The 20,593-nt window shown below is 71.5% G+C and carries 19 protein-coding genes; 7 read left to right on the forward strand and 12 right to left on the reverse strand.

Annotated features, from left to right (window positions below; all coding sequences use genetic code 11):
* Positions 1-15: 15 nt before the first annotated feature.
* The 3 genes from ACN261_RS07215 to ACN261_RS07225 form a co-directional block, all read right to left on the reverse strand.
* Positions 16-492, reverse strand: coding sequence for a hypothetical protein (locus ACN261_RS07215; protein WP_425849071.1), 477 nt, complete (start codon positions 490-492; stop codon positions 16-18).
* 199 nt (positions 493-691) lie between these two features.
* Positions 692-1,150 (reverse strand): lamin tail domain-containing protein, encoded by a 459-nt coding sequence (locus ACN261_RS07220; protein ID WP_425849074.1) that lies wholly within the window; start codon positions 1,148-1,150, stop codon positions 692-694.
* A gap of 142 nt (positions 1,151-1,292) precedes the next feature.
* On the reverse strand, positions 1,293-1,976 hold the full coding sequence (locus ACN261_RS07225; RefSeq protein ID WP_425849076.1) for a histone deacetylase: 684 nt from the start codon (positions 1,974-1,976) through the stop codon (positions 1,293-1,295).
* Between the two features lie 175 nt (positions 1,977-2,151).
* On the opposite strand from ACN261_RS07225, the gene ACN261_RS07230 reads away from it, so the two are divergent.
* Positions 2,152-3,573: a diguanylate cyclase gene (locus tag ACN261_RS07230; protein WP_425849079.1), complete on the forward strand. Its 1,422-nt coding sequence runs from the start codon at positions 2,152-2,154 to the stop codon at positions 3,571-3,573.
* Between the two features lie 177 nt (positions 3,574-3,750).
* On the opposite strand, the gene ACN261_RS07235 is transcribed toward ACN261_RS07230, so the two are convergent.
* Together ACN261_RS07235 and ACN261_RS07240 are read right to left on the reverse strand one after the other, a co-directional pair.
* A complete protein-coding gene (locus tag ACN261_RS07235; RefSeq protein ID WP_425849081.1) occupies positions 3,751-4,812 on the reverse strand; it encodes an aspartate-semialdehyde dehydrogenase in 1,062 nt (353 codons plus the stop codon).
* Between the two features lie 5 nt (positions 4,813-4,817).
* Positions 4,818-6,083, reverse strand: coding sequence for an aspartate kinase (locus ACN261_RS07240; protein WP_088643814.1), 1,266 nt, complete (start codon positions 6,081-6,083; stop codon positions 4,818-4,820).
* A gap of 306 nt (positions 6,084-6,389) precedes the next feature.
* Here ACN261_RS07240 and ACN261_RS07245 point away from each other — a divergent pair, with 306 nt between their 5' ends.
* The 3 genes from ACN261_RS07245 (at position 6,390) to leuA (ending at position 9,817) form a co-directional block, all read left to right on the forward strand.
* The gene (locus tag ACN261_RS07245; RefSeq protein ID WP_425849084.1) at positions 6,390-7,136 is read left to right on the forward strand and encodes a hypothetical protein; all 747 of its coding nucleotides are present in this window, start codon (positions 6,390-6,392) and stop codon (positions 7,134-7,136) included.
* 86 nt (positions 7,137-7,222) lie between these two features.
* Entirely contained in the window at positions 7,223-7,753 is a 531-nt protein-coding gene (locus ACN261_RS07250) for a nitroreductase family protein (RefSeq protein ID WP_421484530.1), read from the forward strand.
* Between the two features lie 309 nt (positions 7,754-8,062).
* Positions 8,063-9,817 (forward strand): 2-isopropylmalate synthase, encoded by a 1,755-nt coding sequence (gene leuA, locus ACN261_RS07255; RefSeq protein WP_421484531.1) that lies wholly within the window; start codon positions 8,063-8,065, stop codon positions 9,815-9,817.
* Between the two features lie 136 nt (positions 9,818-9,953).
* On the opposite strand, the gene ACN261_RS07260 is transcribed toward leuA, so the two are convergent.
* Positions 9,954-10,643 (reverse strand): hypothetical protein, encoded by a 690-nt coding sequence (locus ACN261_RS07260; RefSeq protein WP_425849088.1) that lies wholly within the window; start codon positions 10,641-10,643, stop codon positions 9,954-9,956.
* A gap of 294 nt (positions 10,644-10,937) precedes the next feature.
* On the opposite strand from ACN261_RS07260, the gene ACN261_RS07265 reads away from it, so the two are divergent.
* Positions 10,938-11,657, forward strand: coding sequence for a hypothetical protein (locus ACN261_RS07265; RefSeq protein WP_425849091.1), 720 nt, complete (start codon positions 10,938-10,940; stop codon positions 11,655-11,657).
* Between the two features lie 16 nt (positions 11,658-11,673).
* Here ACN261_RS07265 and ACN261_RS07270 read toward each other — a convergent pair whose 3' ends face one another.
* Positions 11,674-13,137 carry an MFS transporter gene (locus ACN261_RS07270; RefSeq protein WP_425849093.1) on the reverse strand — a complete coding sequence of 488 codons (1,464 nt, stop codon included), beginning with the start codon at positions 13,135-13,137 and terminating at the stop codon, positions 11,674-11,676.
* A 108-nt stretch (positions 13,138-13,245) separates the two neighbouring features.
* On the opposite strand from ACN261_RS07270, the gene ACN261_RS07275 reads away from it, so the two are divergent.
* Both ACN261_RS07275 and ACN261_RS07280 read left to right on the forward strand, forming a co-directional pair.
* The gene (locus ACN261_RS07275; RefSeq protein ID WP_088643797.1) at positions 13,246-13,905 is read left to right on the forward strand and encodes an HNH endonuclease family protein; all 660 of its coding nucleotides are present in this window, start codon (positions 13,246-13,248) and stop codon (positions 13,903-13,905) included.
* Positions 13,887-14,330 (forward strand): hypothetical protein, encoded by a 444-nt coding sequence (locus ACN261_RS07280; RefSeq protein ID WP_421484533.1) that lies wholly within the window; start codon positions 13,887-13,889, stop codon positions 14,328-14,330. The genes ACN261_RS07275 and ACN261_RS07280 overlap by 19 nt, the downstream gene beginning before the upstream one ends.
* Before the next feature lie 64 nt (positions 14,331-14,394).
* Here ACN261_RS07280 and ACN261_RS07285 read toward each other — a convergent pair whose 3' ends face one another.
* From ACN261_RS07285 to ACN261_RS07305, 5 genes are all read right to left on the reverse strand, one after another.
* Entirely contained in the window at positions 14,395-15,471 is a 1,077-nt protein-coding gene (locus ACN261_RS07285; protein WP_421486943.1) for an ABC transporter ATP-binding protein, read from the reverse strand.
* A gap of 77 nt (positions 15,472-15,548) precedes the next feature.
* The gene (locus ACN261_RS07290) at positions 15,549-16,535 is read right to left on the reverse strand and encodes an ABC transporter ATP-binding protein (protein ID WP_088643795.1); all 987 of its coding nucleotides are present in this window, start codon (positions 16,533-16,535) and stop codon (positions 15,549-15,551) included.
* 106 nt (positions 16,536-16,641) lie between these two features.
* Entirely contained in the window at positions 16,642-17,748 is a 1,107-nt protein-coding gene (locus ACN261_RS07295; protein WP_425849095.1) for an ABC transporter permease, read from the reverse strand.
* Complete coding sequence (locus ACN261_RS07300; protein WP_421484535.1) at positions 17,745-18,752, reverse strand: ABC transporter permease; 1,008 nt, start codon at positions 18,750-18,752, stop codon at positions 17,745-17,747. The genes ACN261_RS07295 and ACN261_RS07300 overlap by 4 nt, the downstream gene beginning before the upstream one ends.
* A 99-nt stretch (positions 18,753-18,851) precedes the next feature.
* The gene (locus ACN261_RS07305) at positions 18,852-20,531 is read right to left on the reverse strand and encodes an ABC transporter substrate-binding protein (protein WP_421484536.1); all 1,680 of its coding nucleotides are present in this window, start codon (positions 20,529-20,531) and stop codon (positions 18,852-18,854) included.
* Positions 20,532-20,593 lie beyond the last annotated feature (62 nt).

The following is a 20,593-nucleotide window of genomic DNA, read 5'->3' on the forward strand; positions in this document are numbered from 1 at the left end:
ACCGGCGGGGCGTCGTCAGTCGTCGTGGCGTTCGGTGCGGGCGACCTCGGCGAACGCCGCCTCCAGGCACCCGGCGAACGGCACCCCGGTCACCGCGAGCAGGTCGGCCACCAGCAGTGGCGCGTGAGCGGCGACGGCGGCCGGGTCGGGCGGGGTGTCGTCGTCGCCCGGGTCGTAGACGCCGAGCGACCCGGCCAGCAGCACCAGCACCACGTGCGGGTCGACGTCGGGTCGCCAGGTGGCGGCGGAGCGGACGCAGCGTTCCAGCACCTGCCGCACGTCGTCGCTGTCGAGCCCGTCGGGGTGCGCCTGCTCCAGCAGGAGCCGGACCACCCCGCCGAGGACCAGCCCGGCGCGGTCGGCACCGGCGAGCCGGGGCACCGCGTCGTCGTACGCCACGTCGTCGTGCGCCTGGGCGGCCTCGACCGCCGCGGTGGCGGCCACCGCGATCTCGCGGGCCGGGGCGGGCAGGTGTCGCCAGGTCACCGTCACCGGCCCAGCATGGCAGAGCCGACCGACACCGACCCGGCCGGACACCGGGGTCGGACCGGTGCGGGCGGAAACGGGTCGACCGCCCCGGGACCGGCCGCGACTCCCGGTGCGAGAAGTCGCCGGCCGCCCTCCCGGGACGGTCGAACGATGGCCGGAGAACGCCCCTCAACGCTCCGGTCACCGCGGGTCCGAGCGGTGCTCAGCAGTACGTGTAGCTGCCCTTGCTCCCCCACGAGCAGGAGTCGATCCCGGTGCCGGCGGAGTTGCGCAGGTAGGCGGTGTCCCCGGTGTTGTTCCAGATGTAGTTCCCGGAACCCCAGTACCGGTGGGTGGAGGTGTTCTTGCCCTTGCCGGTGTGGATGTAGACGCTGGCGCCCTTGGCGAGGCGGACGTCGCCGGAGAACGTGTAGACGTGCTTGGACTTGTCGCGCAGCGTCCAGGACTTCAGGTTGATCGTCGAGCTGCGCCGGTTGGTCAGCTTGACGTACTCGGCGTTGAGGCTGGTGTTGGAGCGGGTGTCGCTGCCCGGGGAGTTGTAGTAGACCTTCGTGATCTCGACGGCCGGGGTGGCGGCCTGGGCCGGCCCGGCGACGGCGAGCGGGCCGGCGACGGCGACGGCGAGCGCCACGGCGAATCCGACGAGTCTGGTGTGCTTCACGCGTACCCCCACAGGTTCACGGACCGGCGTCCACGGGGACCGGTCACGGAAAGTGAGCCGAGGTTATCGACGCGGGCCGGCGACTGTGGACCGGAAATGCGCCGCGTCGCCAATCCGGTCCGCCAGTCCCAGCAGCGGGACCCTAATGGTGATCATGGATGGCGCGATCGTCAGGCGACGGCGTCCCTTCCACCGATCCGCACTCGTCCGGCGGGCGGATCAGGCCGACCAGTCGGTGCCGGCTCCAGTGCCCGGCCACCCCGGGGCGGTCGGCCAGGTAGTCGACCGTCTCGGCCGGCGTCCAGCCGTGCGCCTCCCGCAGCCCCTCGGCGATCATCCGCAGGTAGACCGGGGCGGGCGGGGTCCACGCCACGTCGGCGGCCCGCCACGGTGCGGTGAAGGTGAGCATCGGCAGCCCGTCGCGGGTGCCGACCCGCAGCAGCGTCTCGTAGCGCCCCGGGCCGAGGGTGGCCCGGCCGTCGGCCACCGCCACGTCGAGCGCGGGCAGGTCGTCGCCGGGCGGCCGGTACATCTCCTGGGCGGCCAGGTCGGCGAACTGCGCCCGGGTGAGCAGGTAGCCGCGGGCCGCCGCGACGCCGGGCAGCGTCGGGTCGTAGAAGGCCATCCCGCCCGTCCAGGCCCGGGACTCGCCGGCGAAGTAGATGCCACCGGGGATCAGCACCGGCAGCGTCCGGCGCGGCGGTCGGCAGTCCCGGCAGCCGGGGTACGTCCGCAGCCCGCCGGGCGGCCGACCACCGGAGAGGTACCAGCCGAGCCGGGCGGCGTGCAGGTTCGACCCGTAGGCGACGTACCAGAGCAGTTCCACGCCGCCCCCTCCCGCGCGCCGGGCTCCCCACGCTATCGCCCACAGGCCCTGTCCACACCCTGTGGATGAAACATGCGTACGAACAAAGTGATCTTGGTGCGACCGACCGTTCACCGCTGAGTACGCTTGGTCGCAGCCCCCGGCACCCGCCGGGCCCTCTCCCACCTGGAAGAACGTGGATCACGAGCGAGTCGTCAGGGACGTCACGGTCCGCCTGTCGATGGCGTCGACCGCCGCCGAGGCCTGCCGGTGGACGGTGACCGCACTCGCCCGGCACGCCCCCGCCACGATCTCCGTCCTGCTGCAGGTGCACGACCGACTGCGCTGCATCGCCGCCACCGGGGCCTGGCAGGTCTTCTCCGCCGTCCCGCCGAAGTCGGGCATCGTCGGCCGGGTGTACGCCTCCGGCGTGGGGGCCGCCGTCGGTGACGTCAACGCCGACCCCGACTACCTGCCGCTGCGCCCCGACGTCACGGCCGAGATCTGCGTACCGGTGCCGGACCCGCAGGGCCGGCCGATCGGCGTGCTCGACCTCCAGTGGAGCGGGCCGGTGGATCTCGCGCCGTGGCGGGAGACCGCCGACCGGCTCGCCGAGCGGCTCGGTGCCCGGATCGCGGCGCTGGGTGGGCCGCCCGCCGAGAGCCGCAGCGAGAAACTGCTCCGGCACGCCACCGCGATGACCGCCGCCCCCACCGACTGGGACCTGCTGACCGCCGCGCTCACCGCCGCCCGGGAGGTCTCCACCCTCTCCACCGCCGTGCTGGTGCTCGCCGGCCGGCACGGCCCCCGCGTGGCCGCGCCCACCACCGTCCCCACCGAGTGGGAGGCGCGGGTCCGGTCCGCCCTGGCCGACGTCCCGACCACGCAGCTCGACCGGCTCGTCGCGCGGGCCCACCGGTACGGCGCGGCGTACACCCTGGGGGAGGCGGGCTGCCCGCCCACCGAGGAACACCAGGCGCTGGCCCGTGCCGGGGTACGCACCCTGGTGTCGGTGCCGGTCGGCCCACCCGACGACGGCGGGGTGCTGCTGGTCGCCGACGAACGGCTGCTGCACCCCGACCCGACCACGGTCAACCTGATGGAACTGCTCGCCGGGCAGGCGTGGGCCGCCCTGGAGCGGCTGCGTACCCTGGCGCAACTGCGGGAGCAGGCCAGCCTCGACCCGCTCACCGGGCTGCGGCACACCGGCACGTTCGGGCGGCGGATCGCGGCGGCCACCCCCGGGCGTACCGCGCTGCTCGCCATCGACGTGGACGGCTTCAAGAGCGTCAACGACACGTACGGCCACCAGGCCGGGGACCGGCTGCTGGTGGGGCTGGCCCGCGCCCTGGAGGCGGCGCTGCGGCACGGTGACGAGCTGTACCGCACCGGCGGCGACGAGTTCGTCGCGGTGATCGAGGTGGCCCACGCCGACGAGGCGGTCCGCATCGCCGAGCGGCTCACCGAGGCCGCCCGCCGCACCGGCCGCACGATCAGCGTCGGTGTGGCGCTACCGCTCCCCGGCGAACCGGCCGACCGCACCCTGCACCGCGCCGACCAGGCCCTCTACGCGGCCAAACACCAAGGCCGAAACCGCGTCCACCTCTCCACCCCCTGACCCCACCCGCCCCACCCCCACCCCGCCCCGCCCCGCCCCGCCCGCCCCCACCCCGTCGATCATGGACTCGTGGTGGGCTTTTTGCCCCGACTCACGCCTTTGGCGGGCCCCACAACTCCTTGATCGACACGGGGTGGGGGTGGGCGCGGGTGAGTGGGGGGTGGGGTGGGGTGGGGGTTAGGGGCGGGGGCGGGGGTTGACTACGAGTTCCGCGATCTGGGCGGTGTTGAGGGCGGCGCCCTTGCGCAGGTTGTCGCCGGTGACGAAGAGGTCGAGGGCGCGCGGGTCGTCGACGGCCCGACGGATCCGGCCGACCCAGGCCGGGTCGGTGCCGACCGCGTCGATGGGCATCGGGAACTCCCCGGCCTCCGGGTCGTCGACCAGGATCACGCCGGGGGCGTTGCGCAGCGCCTCCCGGGCCCCCTCGGCGTCGACCTCGGTGGCGAAAACGGCGTGCACCGCGACCGAGTGGCCGGTCACCACCGGCACCCGTACGCAGGTGGCGGAGACCTTCAGGTCGGGCAGGCCGAGGATCTTGCGGGACTCGTTGCGGACCGTCATCTCCTCCGACGACCAGCCCTGCTCGGCCGGCGACCCCGCCCACGGCACCACGTTCAACGCCAGCGGCGCGGGGAACGGACCCAGCTCGTCGCCGACCGCCTGCCGGACGTCGCCGGGTCGGGAGCCGAGCACCCGGTCCCCGGCGATCTTGCCGAGTTGCAGGTGCAGGGCGTCCACTCCGGCCTGCCCCGCCCCCGACACCGCCTGGTACGACGCGAGCACCAGCTCCCGCAGGCCGTACTCGTGGTGTAGCGGGGCGATCGCCACGATCATGGTCAGGGTGGTGCAGCTGGCGTTGGCGATGATCCCCCGGGGCCGGTGGTGCACCTGCTCGGGGTTGATCTCGGGCACCACCAGCGGGACGTCGCGGTCCGCCCGGAACGCGGCCGAGTTGTCGACGACCACCGCGCCCCGCTCGACGGCGACGGGCGCCCAGTGCGCCGACACCTCGTCGGGCACGTCGAAGACCGCCACGTCGACCCCGTCGAACGCCTCGGGGGTGAGCGCGCCGACGGTCAACTCCTCGCCCCGGCAGCGCACCTGCCGCCCGACCGAGCGGGCCGAGGCGATCAGCCTGATCTCACCCCAGACGTTGCGTCGGGAGGAGAGCAGGTCGCACAGCGTGGTGCCGACAGCCCCCGTCGCCCCGACCACGGCCAGGGTGGGCTGCGGTCCCATCGGGGCTACCGCCCGGTTCCCGCGTACACCACGGCTTCGGAGTCGCCGCCCAACTCGAACTGGTCGTGGATGGCGCGTACCGCCCGGTCGAGGTCGGTGTCCCGGCAGACCACGGAGACCCGGATCTCGGAGGTGGAGATCATCTCGATGTTGACGCCGGCCGCGCCGAGGGCGGCGAAGAAACCGGCCGCGACGCCGGGGTGCGACCGCATGCCGGCACCGATCAGCGACACCTTGCCCACATGGTCGTCGTAGAGCAGGCCCTTGAACTTGACCGGCTCCTGGATCTTGCTGAGCGCGGCCATCGCGGTCGGCCCGTCGGCCTTGGGCAGGGTGAACGAGATGTCGGTGCGCCCGGTGCCCTCGGTGGAGACGTTCTGCACGATCATGTCGATGTTGATCTCGGCACCGGCCACGGTGTCGAAGATGCTGGCGGCGGCGCCCGGCTCGTCGGGCACCCCCACGATCGTGATCTTCGCCTCGCTGCGGTCGTGGGCAACCCCGGTGATCAGTGCCTGTTCCACGGGAAGGTCCTCCATCGATCCGGTGACCATGGTGCCGGTGTTGGTCGAGTATGACGAACGGACGTGGATCGGCAAGCCCGCCCGGCGCGCGTACTCCACGCTGCGCAGGTGCAGCACCTTGGCGCCGCAGGCGGCCAACTCCAGCATCTCCTCGTAGGTGATGTGCTGGATGTGCCGGGCGTTGGGCACGATCCGGGGGTCGGCGGTGAAGATGCCGTCGACGTCGGTGTAGATCTCGCAGACGTCGGCGTGCAACGCGGCGGCGAGCGCCACGGCGGTGGTGTCCGAGCCGCCCCGGCCCAGCGTGGTGACGTCCTTGGTGTCCTGCGAGACGCCCTGGAAGCCGGCCACGATCACCACCGCGCCCTCGTCGAGCGCGCCCTTGAGCCGCCCGGGGGTGACGTCGATGATCCGCGCCCGGCCGTGTGCCGAGGTGGTGATCACGCCGGCCTGCGAGCCGGTGAACGAGCGTGCCTCGTACCCCAGGTTGTGGATGGCCATGGCCAGCAGCGCCATGGAGATCCGCTCCCCGGCGGTGAGCAGCATGTCCAGCTCACGGCCCGGCGGCAGGGGGCTGACCTGGTTGGCCAGGTCGAGCAGCTCGTCGGTGGTGTCCCCCATCGCGGAGACCACCACCACCACGTCGTCGCCGGCCTTGCGGGCGGCGACGATGCGCTCGGCCACCCGCTTGATCCGCTCGGCGTTGGCGACGGAGGACCCGCCGTACTTCTGCACCACGAGTGCCACGACGGCGCACTCCCTCCCAGCGACGACCCTGAGCGTGCCGACGCCGCCGGCTGAAGTCCGGCGGCGCGTGTCAGACCACCCCAGGGTATCGGGCGGTACGCGAGTGCGGGTCGGGTGATCCCACCATCCGGCGCAGGCCACCGCCGCGCAGCGGGGTCCGGGCCGGCGACGCGACCTGACCCGCCCGGCCCGGGCGGGGTCGTCCGGGGCGGTCGCCGGGCGCAGAATGACCCGGTGCACGCCCATCCCCACCCGATCCCACCGCCCCCGCAACCGCCAGGCCGCCGGGGGTGGCCGCTCCGGTCGGTGCTGGCGGTGTTGCCGGTGCTGGTGCTGCCGACCGGTTGCGCCTCCGCCGGGCCGGACACCCCGCCGACCGGGTCGCCGTTCGCTCCGGCGCCCGTCGAGGTCGACAGCGCCCGCGACGAGCTGGCGGCGTTGGCCGCCGCCGCCCGGGACCGCCACCTGACCGCCCGGTACACCCTGGCCGGCACCGGCGGCCCGACCCGCGAGATCACCGTGACCAGCGCGAACGACGGCAGCTGGCGGGTGGACGTGCCGGGGGGCGCCCTCGGCGGGACGGCCGACGTCGCGCTCACCGCCACCCGGGACGGGCTGTTCCAGTGCGGCCTGCCGTCGGCCGGCCGCCCCGAGCCGGCGAGCTGCGTACGGCTGGGCGACCGGGACGACGCGGTGCCGCACCGGCTGGACCCCCGGGTGCAGCACCCGTTCACCGACTGGCTGGAGGTGCTCACCGACCGGCGTACCGCGCTGTCGGTCTCCACCGCGACCACGCCACCCGGGGTGCCGGGGACCTGCTACGCGGTGGAGAGCACCGCCGCCTCGCTGCACCCGCCGCTGGACGTGGGCATCTACTGCTACCAGCCGGACGGGACTCCCACCTTCGTCCGGGCGGCGCTGGGCACGTTGACCCTGGCCGGACCGCCCGGCCCGGCACCCGACACGGTGCCGCTGGCCGGGCCGGTGGTGCCCGGTGAGCCGCTCGGCCGGGAGTCGGGTTCGTGGGCGGAGCCGAGCCCGGAAACGTCCTGACCCTGTTCGGGGGGTTACGGGTGGCCTTGACCACATTTGCCATAGTGGGCTAATCCGCCAAATACCCCATACGGGATTCTCTTCGCATGGCTCACCTCACCCCGCTGCTCGCCTTCCGCTGGAGCCCCCGGGCGTTCCACCCGACCGCCGAACTGACCGGCGACGAGGCGGCGTCCCTGCTGGAGGCGGCCCGCTGGGCCCCGTCGGCCGGCAACACGCAGCCGTGGCGGTTCGCCCTCGGCCGCCGCGACGACGAGACCTGGAAACGCATCCTGGTCAGCCTCACCGGGGCCGACCAGCGCTGGGCCCGGCACGCCGCCGCGCTGCTGCTGGGCGCGCACGTCGCGGGCGACCCGGAGCGGTGCGCGTACGACCTGGGCCAGTCGATCGCCCACCTCAGCGTCCAGGCCACCGCCCTCGGTCTGCACGTGCGCCAGATCCGCGACTTCGACCGGGCCGCGCTCGCCGCCGACCTGGACCTGCCCACCGGGGTACGCCCGCTGGTGGTGACCGCCGTGGGCCCGCTCGGCGACCCGTCGGCCCTGCCCGGGGACCTGCTGCGCCGGGAGACCGCGCTGCGCCGCCGGCACCCGGTCCACGCCCTGCTGCTCGGCTGACGCCCCGCCCGAAACGGTGGTGGCGGCACCTCGGCCGGCGGCCCGGGACGGGTGCGATTCGGATCTCAGAGTCCGGACCCACCTTTGCACCCCCCGGCTCATCACGTAGGGTCACTCTGTCATGTGGCGGGCGTACCTTCTCCTTGGTCGCCGCGACGGGGCCTGACCGGCCGGCACCCCGTCGCGGAGTCGAATCGCGCCGTCCAGCAGATCCGAACTCCATCTCGGCAACCGTCCGGGCATCGCCGCCCGACACCCGCCGACACCTTCGCAATGCTGACGCCACCTGACCCACGGGAGCACTCCGTCATGGCTCAACCTGTCACCACCGACGCCGACGCCGATCAGATCGCCCGGCAACGTCCCAGCCGGATGCCGTACCAGCGCTACCAGCCGTACCACCAGCAGTTCCGGATCGACCTGCCGGACCGCACCTGGCCGACCCGGCACGTCGAGGCCGCCCCCCGCTGGTGCGCGGTCGACCTGCGCGACGGCAACCAGGCCCTGATCGACCCGATGTCGCCGGAACGCAAGCGACGGATGTTCCAACTGCTGGTGCAGATGGGCTACAAGGAGATCGAGGTCGGCTTCCCCTCGGCCAGCCAGACCGACTTCGACTTCGTCAGGCAGCTCATCGAGCAGGACCTGATCCCCGAAGACGTCACCATCCAGGTGCTCACCCAGTGCCGGGAGCACCTGATCGAGCGGACCTTCGAGTCGCTGCGCGGCGCGCACCGGGCCATCGTGCACTTCTACAACTCCACCTCCACGCTCCAGCGTCGGGTGGTCTTCGGCCTGGACCGCGACGGCATCACCGACATCGCCACCCAGGGCGCGCGGCTCTGCCGCAAGTACGCCGAGATCCACACCCCGGACACCGACATCTACTACGAGTACTCGCCCGAGTCGTACACCGGCACGGAGCTGGAGTACGCGGTGGAGGTGTGCGGCAAGGTCATCGAGGTGATCGACCCCACCCCGGACCGCAAGCTGATCATCAACCTGCCGGCCACCGTCGAGATGGCCACCCCCAACGTGTACGCCGACTCGATCGAGTGGATGCACCGGCACCTGCCCCGCCGGGACAGCCTGGTACTCAGCCTGCACCCGCACAACGACCGGGGCACCGGGGTCGCCGCCGCCGAGCTGGGCCTGCTGGCCGGCGCGGACCGGATCGAGGGCTGCCTGTTCGGCAACGGCGAGCGCACCGGCAACGTCGACCTGGTGACGCTGGGGCTGAACCTGTTCTCCCAGGGCATCGACCCGATGATCGACTTCTCGAACATCGACGAGGTCAAGCGGGCCGTCGAATACTGCAACCAGCTCCCCGTGCACGAGCGCCACCCGTACGCCGGCGACCTGGTCTACACCGCCTTCTCCGGCTCCCACCAGGACGCCATCAAGAAGGGCTTCGACGCGCTGACCCGCGACGCCGAGGCGGCCGGGGTGCCGATCGACGACTTCACCTGGGCGGTGCCCTACCTGCCAATCGACCCGAAGGACCTGGGCCGCACCTACGAGGCGGTCATCCGGGTCAACTCGCAGTCCGGCAAGGGCGGCGTCGCGTACATCATGAAGACCGAGCATCAGCTGGACCTGCCGCGCCGGCTCCAGATCGAGTTCTCGGGCGTCGTGCAGCAGGTCACCGACCACGACGGTGGCGAGGTCGAGCCGGGCACCATGTGGCAGATCTTCGCCCGCAACTACCTGCTCGACCACCAGGTCGACCCGGCCGTCAACCTGACCGGCTACACGATCGGCACCGTCGACGGCAAGGTCGAGATCGAGGCCCAGGTGGTCGTCGACGGCGCGGCACGCACCCTCACCGCCGTCGGCAACGGCCCCATCGACGCGTACGTCAACGCGCTCCAGTCGGTGGGCGTGGCCGTACGCGTGCTGGACTACCACGAGCACGCCCTCTCCTCCGGTGGCGACGCCCAGGCCGCCGCCTACGTGGAGTGCGACATCAACGGCCAGACCGTGTGGGGCGTCGGCACCGACCCCAACATCGTCACCGCCTCCATCAAGGCCGTCACCAGCGCCACCAACCGCACCCGGCACTGATCCCCGGCGAGGAGGGGCCCTGACGGAACACGTCAGGGCCCCATCGCCATTCGTGATCCACACGTCGAGGCCCGTGACGGCAGCAGCGGCCCTCACGGGCCTCGCGCCTGAGCCACAGGTGAGCGGCCCGGCGCAACTAGTCCGGGATGTTCCAAGCCGACAACTCCACCGTGGCCGCGCCGTCGTTGGAGACGCCGACCACCTGCATCAGGATCATCCGCCATTGATCCCTGCGCTCCCGCGCATCCTGGTAACTGGTCGTGATGCACAGGGCGGTACCTTTGCGCACCGGGATGGGCGCGTCCCGTCCGACCAACGCGCTACGGATCTTGTCGGCGCATTCCTTCGGTGTCATGCCGGGACGGGCGTCCTCGCTGCCCTCCACCCCGTCCATCAGGCGGAGCATGGGCTGGTTGGAGCTGCAGCTGGTCGACAGACTGATCTCGGCCTGGTCGTCATCGTTCTTGGCCCTCGGCTCGTCCAGGTCGGCGTACATCGCGCGTCCACACGCGGCCTGCAGGACCATCGGCTGCTTCTGGTACTTGGGCTCGTAGACGGTCTGCTCGGTCAGCACCGGCGCCTCGCCCGGCGAGCGCGGAACGTCGTCGATTCCCGACGGCAGTTCCGACGGGAGGTTCGATGCCGGCGCCGAGGTGGCCGGGGCCGCACCGGAAGGGTTCGGTGGCGGCGCAATAGTCGCCGGGCGGTTACCCAGCGCGAACGACTTCGCGTCCTTGGCCTGGTCGACCGCGCGCCAGGCGAACAAAGCGGACCCGAACGCCAGCAACAGCGCCAGGACCGAAACTCCCAAGGCAGTGAGAGCCACGCCCCGACCACGGGGGGAACGACTATCGGAATTCACGGGTTGCGGATGGGAAGCGGCATCCAACTGGTCGCCCGCCGTCGGCGGAGCAGCGGGACTGCTTGGCGCGTTCCCATCGTTTGGTAGAACCACTAAGAACCTCCTGCAATCTGTAGCAGGGAATTCTGCAGTCCCCTCCATCCGAGAAACAACGAGATCCACTGTCGCATAAACGACATCGGCCAGTTAGGGATGGAGTCCGATCATCCGGATGATAGATGCCGTCCGAACATTAGTGGATCACATTCGAGGAGATACGTGGCCGACGTTGAGAACCTCCGCCCAGCAGAGAGCCGTGGCCACCAGCCCGACGAAGGGTCGAGACGCGGTCGTCGCTTGACGATTGCCCTGACCTTGCTGGGCATCCTCATAGCCGCCGCGTCGCTGGGACGCGACTACCTCGATCTCAAGAAACGTGAACCCAATTCCGATCCTGCGGCGTCAGCTAGCCGGACAACGGTTACTGCATCCGCCCAAACAGCCGGCGATCGAGGAAGGGTCGATCAAGAGAATACGGGGGAGCCTGCCGGCGGGCAGGGAACTCCGAACGGCGTCCACCTCGACACCTTGGAGGTGCAGGGCGGGAAGGACAATTTGGTGGATCTACCACGGGCCCTACGTGGTCAGCCCGGTTACCAGCGCCCGATCACCATTACCTGCCCACGAAACACCTCAGCAGACAAGTACCGGGAGGTCACCTATCCACTGCTGGGCCGTTATGTGGATCTCACGACCATCATTCGGCCCTACTTCCCGGACGATTCGCAGGCGAAGGCCTACGTATCAGTGATCACCTCCACCAAACAGGAGGACGACACGGTCAACCGGCTGGATCGCGGCGGCAAGGCGACCAGGCAGGGTGCCCCGGTTCAGCTTTCGGTCGATGTCGAGAAGACCGACGAACTCGTCATACGGGTGCAGTGTGAGTCACCGACCGGCTTGGTGGTGTTGACTGAAACCCTCCTCACCCCCAGGTGACAGTTCGGCAGAGCCGCTACCTGCTCGTGGCCGGGCGCGCGACCAGGTCCGGCGCACCGTCGGCGGACGCCGGGCGGTGCACCAGCAGGCCGGCCAGCAGCGCGCCGCCGAGCAGCAGGCCGGCGCACCAGGTCATCGCACCCCGGAACGCGTCGGTGAGCGCGCCGGCCTGCTCGTAGCCGGTGCCGGAGAGGCCCACCAGCAGCGGCAGCGCGGCCACCGCGAGCAGGCCGCCGGTGCGCGACGCGGCGTTGTTGAAGCCGCTGGCCACCCCGGCGAACCGGTCCGCCACGGCGGCCAGCACCGACGCGGTCAGCGGGGCCACCACCAGGGTCAGCCCGATCCCGAACAGCAGCACCCCGGGCAGCACGTCCCACCAGTACGACGCACCCGGCCCGACCCGGCGCAACAGCAGCAGGCCGGCGGCGGCGACGACCGGGCCGACGGTCAGCAGCGGCCGGGGGCCGATCCGCGCCGACAGCGCCCCGGCCCGCGCCGAACCGAGCAGCAACAGCACGGTCATCGGCACGGTGGCCAGCCCGGTCCGCAGCGCCGACCAGCCGACGACGTTCTGGAGGTAGACGGAGAGGAAGAAGGTGAACCCGCTCAACGCGGCGTAGACCAGCACGGTGAACACGTTCAGCACCGAGAAGAGCCGGCTGCCGAACAGCGTGGTGGGCAGCATCGCCCCCTCGCCCCGGTGCCGTTCCAGCAGCACGAAGCAGACCGCGGCGAGGACGCCCACGACGGCGGCGAGCAGCACCGGCCAGGAGCGCGGGCCGCGTACCGGGGCGTCGATCAGGGCGTAGGTGAGCCCACCCAGGGCCAGCGCGCCGAGCAGCGCCCCGGCGATGTCGAAGCGCCGGCCGGCGGTGCGGGAGGTGTTCTCGTCCCGGCTCTCGGGCACCCAGCGCACCGCCGCCAGGAGCACCCCGGCCGCGAGCGGCAGGTTGATGAAGAAGATCCACCGCCAGGAGAGCGCGTCGATCAGCCATCCCCCGACGAACGGGCCGAGCGCGGTGGACACCCCGGACAGCCCCGACCAGGTACCGATCGCCCGGCCCCGGTCGTCCGGGTGGAAGCTCGCCTGGAGCACCGACAGCGACCCGGGGGTGAGCAGCGCCCCGCCCGCGCCCTGGAGGAACCGGGCGGCGATCAGCTGGTTGGTGTCCTGGGCGAGCCCGCACAGGACGGAGGCGACCGCGAACCAGACCACCCCGATCAGGAAGATCCGCCGCCTGCCGAACCGGTCCCCCAGCGACCCACCGAGCAGGACGAACGCGGCCAGCATCAGCGCGTACCCGTTGACCGTCCACTGCAGACCGGCGACGGTCGCGTCGAGGTCGGCACCCAGTCGGGGAAGCGCCACGTTGACCACGGTGCTGTCCAGGAACACCATGCCCGAGGCGAGGATCGCGGCGAGCAGCGTCCCCCGCCCGGCGGTGGTACGGATGCGGAGCGCGTGAGCGGGTGCGGTCATGGGTACCAATCTGCACGCCCTCGACCGGAGACGCCACGAAACGCGGAAACCGTGCCTTGGGTACTGTGCGGGATCGCCGGAAGCCCGCAAGCTGGAAAGGTGTCGTCTGTGCGTACCAGATCAGGAGGCCGCGCGGCGGTGGCGGCGGCCCTTGCCGCGCTGCTCGCCCTCGGCGCGGGTGGGTGTGACGTCTCGGTGGAGGAGCCGGAGGCGCCACCCGGCAGCTCCGGCAACGTGGGTGAGCAGCTCTCGGAGCTGACCGTCGCCGAGGCCGGTTCGATGAAGGGTTACAGCCGCAACCGGTTCCCGCACTGGCGGGACACCGGCAAGAACTGCGACGTGCGGGACAGCGTGCTCCAGCGCGACGGCAAGGACATCCGGCTCTCCGGCTGCAACGTGGTCGGCGGGCGGTGGGAGAGCGTCTACGACGGGCGGACCTTCACCGACCCCTCCGACGTGGACATCGACCACATGGTGCCGCTGGCCAACGCGTGGCGTTCCGGGGCCGACGAGTGGGACGACGCCAAGCGCGGCGACTTCGCCAACGACCTGACCCGACCGCAGCTCTTCGCGGTCTCCGCCAGCTCCAACCGGTCCAAGGGTGACCAGGACCCGTCGCAGTGGAAACCGCCGAACCGCGCCTACTGGTGCACGTACGCGGAACACTGGGTAGAGGTCAAGCACCACTGGAAGTTGACGGTGACCAGCGCCGAGAAGGCCGCCATCACCGACATGTTGGGGGGCTGCACATGGGCGAGCAAGCGCTGACACCGGCCGGTGCCGACACCGGGACCGACCCGGCCGCCACACCGGCGACGGCAGCCGACGGCGCGCAGCCGGGTACGGCGGCGGCCACCGCCGGGATGACCGCCGACGGGCGACCCGCCGCCCCGGCCGCGGTGCCGGGCGCGGGGATGACCGCCGACGCGGGCGGCTCCGGCGGGCCCCGCGAGCTGACCGCCGACCTGGTCGCCGGCCCCGGCGGGGTGATGACCGACGAGGTGGGCGTGGTGACCGGCGAGCTGACCCTGAAGTCCCGGTACGCCGACGGCCAGGCCACGCTCACCGTGCAGTACAAGGACGCCGACGAGTGGTACGCGGTGACCGGCGGGACGGCCCGGCTCGCCGACCCGGCCGACCTCGACGCCGTGCACACCGTCGCGCTCGCCCTGCTGCACCGCCCCGAGGGCTGACCCGCCGCCGCACACCCGGACAGGGCCCCCTTCCCGTCGACGGGAAGGGGGCCCTGTCACCTGCTCACGGGGTGGGGATCAGCTCACCGGGGTCGCCCGGCGCCCCGCCCTCGTCCGGCCGGACCAGCTCGGGTTCGACCTCGTGCGGGCGCAGCCGCCCGGCGGCGATCTCCTCGGCGAAGTGGCAGGCGACCCGGTGGCCGCCGACGACCTCGCGCAGCGCCGGCCGCTCGTCGGCGCAGCGGGTCGGCTGCGCCCACGGGCACCGGGTGTGGAACCGGCAGCCGGCCGGCGGGTTGGTGGGCGACGGCAGGTCACCGGCGAGCAGGATCCGCTCCCGCCGGTCCTCGACCAGCGGGTCCGGCACCGGCACCGCCGACATCAACGCCTTCGTGTACGGGTGCATCGGCTCCCGGTAGAGGTCGTCGCTGGACGCCTCCTCCACCAGCCCGCCCAGGTACATCACCCCGACGGTGTCGGCGATGTGCCGGACCACCGCCAGGTCGTGCGCGATGATCAGGTACGTCAGCCCGCGCTCGTTCTGGAGGTCCTCCAGCAGGTTGAGCACCTGGGCCTGGATCGACACGTCCAGGGCGGAGACCGGCTCGTCGGCGACGATCAGGTCCGGGTCGAGCACCAGCGCGCGGGCGATGCCGATCCGCTGGCGCTGCCCGCCGGAGAACTCGTGCGGATACCTGCTCAACGCCGAGGCGGGCAGACCCACCGCCTGCAGGGTGTCCCGCAGCCGCCGGCTCGTCGCCTCCTTGTCGTCGGCCAGGCCGTGCGCCTTGAGCCCCTCCACCAGCAGCGACTCCACCGACTGCCGGGGGTCCAGGCTGGAGAGCGGGTCCTGGAAGATCATCTGCATCCGACGGCGGGCCTTGCGCATCGACTCGCCCTTGAGCGCGCGCACGTCGGTGCCGTCGAAGACGATCTCACCGTCGGTCGGCTCGACCAGCCGCAGCAGGCCCCGGCCGAGCGTCGACTTGCCGCACCCCGACTCGCCCACCAGCCCGTACGTCTCACCCGCGTTGATCGACAGGGAGACGCCGTCGACCGCGTAGACGTAGCCGACGGTACGGTCGAACAGCAGCCCGCTCTTGATCGGGAAGTGCACCTTGACGTCGCGCAGCTCGATCAGGGGCCGCGCCTGCTCCGCCGTGGCCCCCGCCCCGGCCTGTCCGGTCGCGGCACCATCCGTGGTTCCGGTCCGTTCGGTCACGGCACCGCCACCTCCTCCGAAACGGGGTTGTTGCACCGCAGGTCGCCGCCGGAGGCGGTGGGCTCCAACGGTGGCGGGCCGTCCAGGCAGGCGTCCACCACGTTGTCGCACCGGGGTGCGAAGGCGCAGCCCTCGACCCAGGGGATGTTGTCGGCCACCGAGCCACGGATCGCGTGCAGCCGCTCGCCCCGCACCGAGTCGAGCCGGGGCACCGAGTTGAGCAACCCGTGCGTGTACGGGTGCCGGGGCCTGGCGAACAGCTCGTGCCGGGCGGCCCGCTCCACCACCTTGCCGCCGTAGAGCACGTTGACCGTGTCGCAGAGCCCCGCCACCACCCCGAGATCGTGAGTGATCATGATGAGCGCGGTACCGGTCTCGTCGACCAGTTGCTTGAGCAGGGTGAGGATCTGCGCCTGGATGGTGACGTCCAGCGCGGTGGTCGGCTCGTCCGCGATCAGCAACCGGGGCTTGCAGGCCAGCGCGATGGCGATCAGGGCACGCTGGCGCATACCGCCGGAGATCTGGTGCGGGAACTCCGTCAGCCGGCGGTCCGGGTCGGGGATGCCGACCGCGTCCAGCAGCTCGCGTGCCTCCCGCAGGGCCTTGCGGCGGTCCATCCCCCGGTGCCGCTCCAGCACCTCGGCGACCTGCACCCCGATCGGGATGACCGGGTTCAGCGACGACAGCGGGTCCTGGAAGATCATGCCGATGTCCCGGCCGCGGCGGTCCCGCAGGTCGTCCGGGCGCAGCTTGAGCAGGTCGGTGCCTTCGAACAGGACCTCGCCGGTGACCCGGTTGCCCCGCTTCGGCAGCAGACCCATGACGGCCAGGCTGGTCACGCTCTTGCCGCAGCCGGACTCGCCGACCAGGCCGACCGTCTGCCCCGGCTCCACCGTGAAGCTGACCTGGTCGACCGCCGTGAACGGCCGCTCGCCCCGGCGTTGGAACACCACGCTCAGATCGCGTACGTCGAGCAGGCTCATCGGGTCACATCCTCACTGTGCTGGTCGTTCGCTCCCGGCTGCGGTCGCCGGTCCACCCGGCTCCCGCCCGGCCCGGGGCCGGTCGCGCCGGCCCGCCGCACCGCCGTCACCGCCGGTTCTTCGGGTCGATCGCCTCGCGCATCGCCTCACCGAGCAGGGTGAAGCCGAGCGCGACCACGATGATCGCGAGCGCCGGATAGTAGGCCAGCTCGGGGCGGACCTCGAAGTAGCGCTGGCCGTCGACGCCGAGCATCAGCCCCCACTCGGCCCGGTTGATGTCCGGGTCACCGAGGCCGAGGAAGGACAGCGCCGCCGCGTCGAGGATCGACACCGCGAAGGTCAGCGTGGCCTGCACGATCACCGCGGTCAGCGAGTTGGGCAGCATGTGCCGCAGGACGATGTTGCGTTCCTTCACGCCCAGCGCCCGCGCGGCGAGGACGTGGTCGCTCTCCCGCTGGGCGAGCATCGAGCCGCGCAGCAGCCGGGCGAAGATCGGCACGCTGACGATCGCCACCGCGAAGATCACCGTCCACTGGCTCGACCGGCTGGCCATCGCGACCAGGGTGATCGCCAGCAGCAGGCTGGGCAGCGCCAGCATCACGTCGGTGAGGCGCATCAGCACCACGTCGACCCAGCCGCCGAAGGCCCCGGCGATCGCGCCGAGCAGCACGCCCAGGGTGAGCCCGATCAGGGTGGCGAGCACGCCGACGAAGAGGGTCTGCCGGCTGCCGTGGATCATCCGGGAGAGGAAGTCCCGGCCGAGCGGGTCCGAGCCGAACGGGTGCCCGGCGGTGGCCCCGGGGATGCTGTCCACGGTCAGGTCCCGGGTCAGCTCGTCGAAGCGCTGCACCGGGTCGTGCGGGGCGATCAACGGGGCGAAGAGCGCCACCAGTACGAACAACCCGACGATGACGGCGCCGACGATGGCCACCGGGTTACGACGCAGCCGGCGCAGCGCGTCCCGGTAGAGGCTGACCCCGCCCGGGTCGGCGGTGGCCCGCGCCAACTCGTCGAGCCGGGCCCGCTTGCGGTCGCCGAGCCGGCCGAGGCTGCGCTCCCGCCGCTGCGCCGGGCTGTCGCCGGACTGGCCGGTGGGGGTGTCGCCGGACTGGCCGGCCTGCCCGGCGGCGGCCGGACCCTCGCCGGGCTGGCCGGTGGGGGTGTCGCCGGTGCGGGGCTTGCCCACGCCGGGGCGGGTGGTCGGGTCGGTCATCGCACACGCACCCTCGGGTCGATGAAGGCGTAGGAGAGGTCGACCAGCAGGTTGACCAGCACGAAGACCAGCGCGGCGAGCAGGATGATCGCCTGGAGCACCGGGTAGTCCCGGCCGCCGCTGATCGAGTCGGTGATCAGGGTGCCGAGCCCGCCCCAGTTGTAGACCTTCTCGGTGAGCACCGCGCCGGAGAGCAGCGCGCCCGTCTGCAGGCCGATGGTGGTCACCACCGGCAGCAGGGCGTTGCGCAGGATGTGCCGGCCCCGGATGGTGCGGTGCCGCAGGCCCTTCGCCTCGGCGGTCCGTACGTAGTCCTCGTTGAGCACGTCGAGCACGCTGGCCCGGGTGATCCGGACGATCACCGCCAGCGGGATCGTGGCCAGCGTGACCGCCGGCAGGATCAGGTGCCAGAGCGCGTCGGCGCTGGCGTCGAACTCCCGGGTGAGCAGGCCGTCCAGGACGTAGAACCCGGTCACCGAGGTGTTGTCCATCCCGGTGCTGATCCGCCCGGACGGCGGGAACCAGTGGATGTCCTGGGTGAGCACGTCCTTGAGCAGGTAGCCCAGGAAGAAGATGGGGATCGAGATGCCGAGCAGGGTGCCGGCGATCGTCAGGTTGTCGAGGAGTCGGCCCCGGTAGCGGGCGGCGAGATAGCCCAGCGGCACCCCCAGCCCCACCGCGATGATCATGGCGGCGATGGCCAGTTCGATCGTGGCCGGGAAGGCGCGGGCGATGACGTCGGTGACCGGGTCACCGGAACGGATCGAGTTGCCCAGGTCCCCCGTGAGGACCCGCTGCATGAACTTGCCGTACTGCACGAGGATCGGCTGGTCGTAGCCGAGCGCCTTGATCAGCAGCGCCCGTCGTTCCGGGGTGGCCCGCTCGCCGAGCAGCGCCTCGACCGGGCCGCCGGGCAGGTTCCGCAACCAGACGAAGATCAGCGCGGACAGCGCTATCAGCGTCACCACCAGTTGGAGCAGGCGGCGGACTATGACTCGCAACATCTCTCACACACCAGACTCTCGATGTTCGCGGCATCGGCCCGGGCCGGCACTTGCTCCCGACCCGGGCCGATGCACGCCTACGGCGTCAGCCGACGGACGTCACTTGCTGCTGACGCTGACCGTGTTGAAGCGCTCGTCGGTCAGCGGGCTGGCGACCAGCCCCTGCACGTCCTTGGTGACGACGATGGCCGGCGGGGCGTGCCAGACCGGCACGGCCGGCAGCCACTTGGCGGCGATGTCGCGGTTGACCTGCTCCCAGGCCGCCTTCTTGCCCGCCTCGTCGACGGTGGCGTCGGCCTTGGCGATCGCGTCGAACATCTCGGTCATGGCCTGGTCACCGAACTCGACCTTGCCCCGGCCGAAGAAGGTGCCGACGAAGTTGCCCGGGTCGTTGTAGTCACCGGTCCAGCCGAGGATGTGCAGGTCCTGCTTGCCGAACTGCTGCACGTCGTCCTTGAAGCCACCGTTCCACGGACGCGGCACGCCGTTGACCTTGATGCCGACGGCCTGCAGGTCGTTGGCCAGGACGGTGAAGATCTCCTGCGGGTTCGGCATGTACGGCCGGGAGACGTCCGGCGGGTAGTAGAAGTTGAGGGTCAGCCCCTCGGCGCCGGCCTCCTTGAGCAGCTGCTTGGCCTTGTCCGGGTTGTACTCGTACTTCTGCACGTCCGGGGCGTAACCGAGCACGGTGTCCGGCATGAACTCGTCGGCGACCTTGGTGCCACCCGGGCCCTTGGTCTGGACGAGCTGCTGACGGTTGAGGGCGTAGGCGATCGCCTGGCGTACCCGCAGGTCCTTCAGCTTCGGGTTCTTCTGGTTGATGCCCAGGTAGAGGATGTTGAACGCCGGGCGGTCGAGGACCTGGAAGCCCTCGCCGGACAGCGCCTTGCGGTCGGCCGGAGCCGGGAAGTCGATGCCCTGGACAGTGCCGGCCCGCAGCTCCTGCTTACGGGTGTTCTCGTCCTTGATCACCTTGATGATGACCTTGTCGACCTTGGCCTTCTCGCCCCAGTAGTCGGGGTTGCGGTTCAGGGTGATCTCGTTCTTGGCCTTGTCCCAGCCACCGAAGGTGAACGGACCGGTGCCGACCGGGGTGGTGGTCGCGAACGAGCTGTACTCGAAGGAGTCGCCGTTCTGCTTGACCGTGTCGGCGTCACCCTTCTTGAGGGCCTCCGGGCTGGCGATCGAGAGCGCGGTCAGCGCGAACGCGCCCGGGAACGCACCCTTGTACTTGTTGAGGGTGACCACGGCGGTGCCGTCGTCCTTGGCCTCACACTTGTTGTAGAGCGCCTCGCCGGCACCCTCGGCCTCGTTCTTGGCGAACCCGCCGAAGACGTCCTGGTAGTAGATCATCTGCGACTGGGCGGCGGCGCCCTTCATGTTGTACCAGCGGTCGAAGTTGAAGCAGACCGCGGCGGCGTTGAAGGGGGTGCCGTCGTGGAACTTCACGCCCTGGCGCAGCTTGAAGGTCCAGACCTTGCCCTCGGGGTCGTGCTCCCAGCTCTCGGCGAGGCCACCCACCAGGTCGGCAGTGCCCGGCTTGTGCTGGACCAGCGTGTCGTACATCTGCCGGACCGGCCGGAACGACTCACCGTCGTCGTTGAAGATCGGGTCGAAGTTCTTCGGGTCACCGGCACCGGCGAAGATGAAGGTGCCGCCCGTCTTGGCCTCGCCACTGTTGTCATCGCCGCGGTCACTCTCCGCACAGCCGGCCGCGCCGACCGCCAGGGCTGCAACGGCCACGAGGCTCACGGCCGTCCTTAGCCTTCTCGCCTGCATCTCTCACCTCTGTCATCCGCCTGAACAACGCCGGTCCATGGCTCGGTCCGTGAGCGGGAGGC

The sequence above is a fragment of the Micromonospora sp. WMMD723 genome (assembly GCF_049863385.1).
GTDB classification, from domain to species: domain Bacteria; phylum Actinomycetota; class Actinomycetes; order Mycobacteriales; family Micromonosporaceae; genus Micromonospora; species Micromonospora wenchangensis.

Coding starts and splice junctions, on each gene's coding strand:
- ACN261_RS07235 (WP_425849081.1), bottom strand. CDS start 4,812: ATGGGACCGCAGCCCACCCTGGCCGTGGTCGGGGCGACGGGGGCTGTC.
- ACN261_RS07250 (WP_421484530.1), top strand. CDS start 7,223: ATGGCTCACCTCACCCCGCTGCTCGCCTTCCGCTGGAGCCCCCGGGCG.
- leuA (WP_421484531.1), top strand. CDS start 8,063: ATGGCTCAACCTGTCACCACCGACGCCGACGCCGATCAGATCGCCCGG.
- ACN261_RS07270 (WP_425849093.1), bottom strand. CDS start 13,137: ATGACCGCACCCGCTCACGCGCTCCGCATCCGTACCACCGCCGGGCGG.
- ACN261_RS07280 (WP_421484533.1), top strand. CDS start 13,887: ATGGGCGAGCAAGCGCTGACACCGGCCGGTGCCGACACCGGGACCGAC.
- ACN261_RS07290 (WP_088643795.1), bottom strand. CDS start 16,535: ATGAGCCTGCTCGACGTACGCGATCTGAGCGTGGTGTTCCAACGCCGG.
- ACN261_RS07295 (WP_425849095.1), bottom strand. CDS start 17,748: ATGACCGACCCGACCACCCGCCCCGGCGTGGGCAAGCCCCGCACCGGC.
- ACN261_RS07300 (WP_421484535.1), bottom strand. CDS start 18,752: ATGTTGCGAGTCATAGTCCGCCGCCTGCTCCAACTGGTGGTGACGCTG.
- ACN261_RS07305 (WP_421484536.1), bottom strand. CDS start 20,531: ATGCAGGCGAGAAGGCTAAGGACGGCCGTGAGCCTCGTGGCCGTTGCA.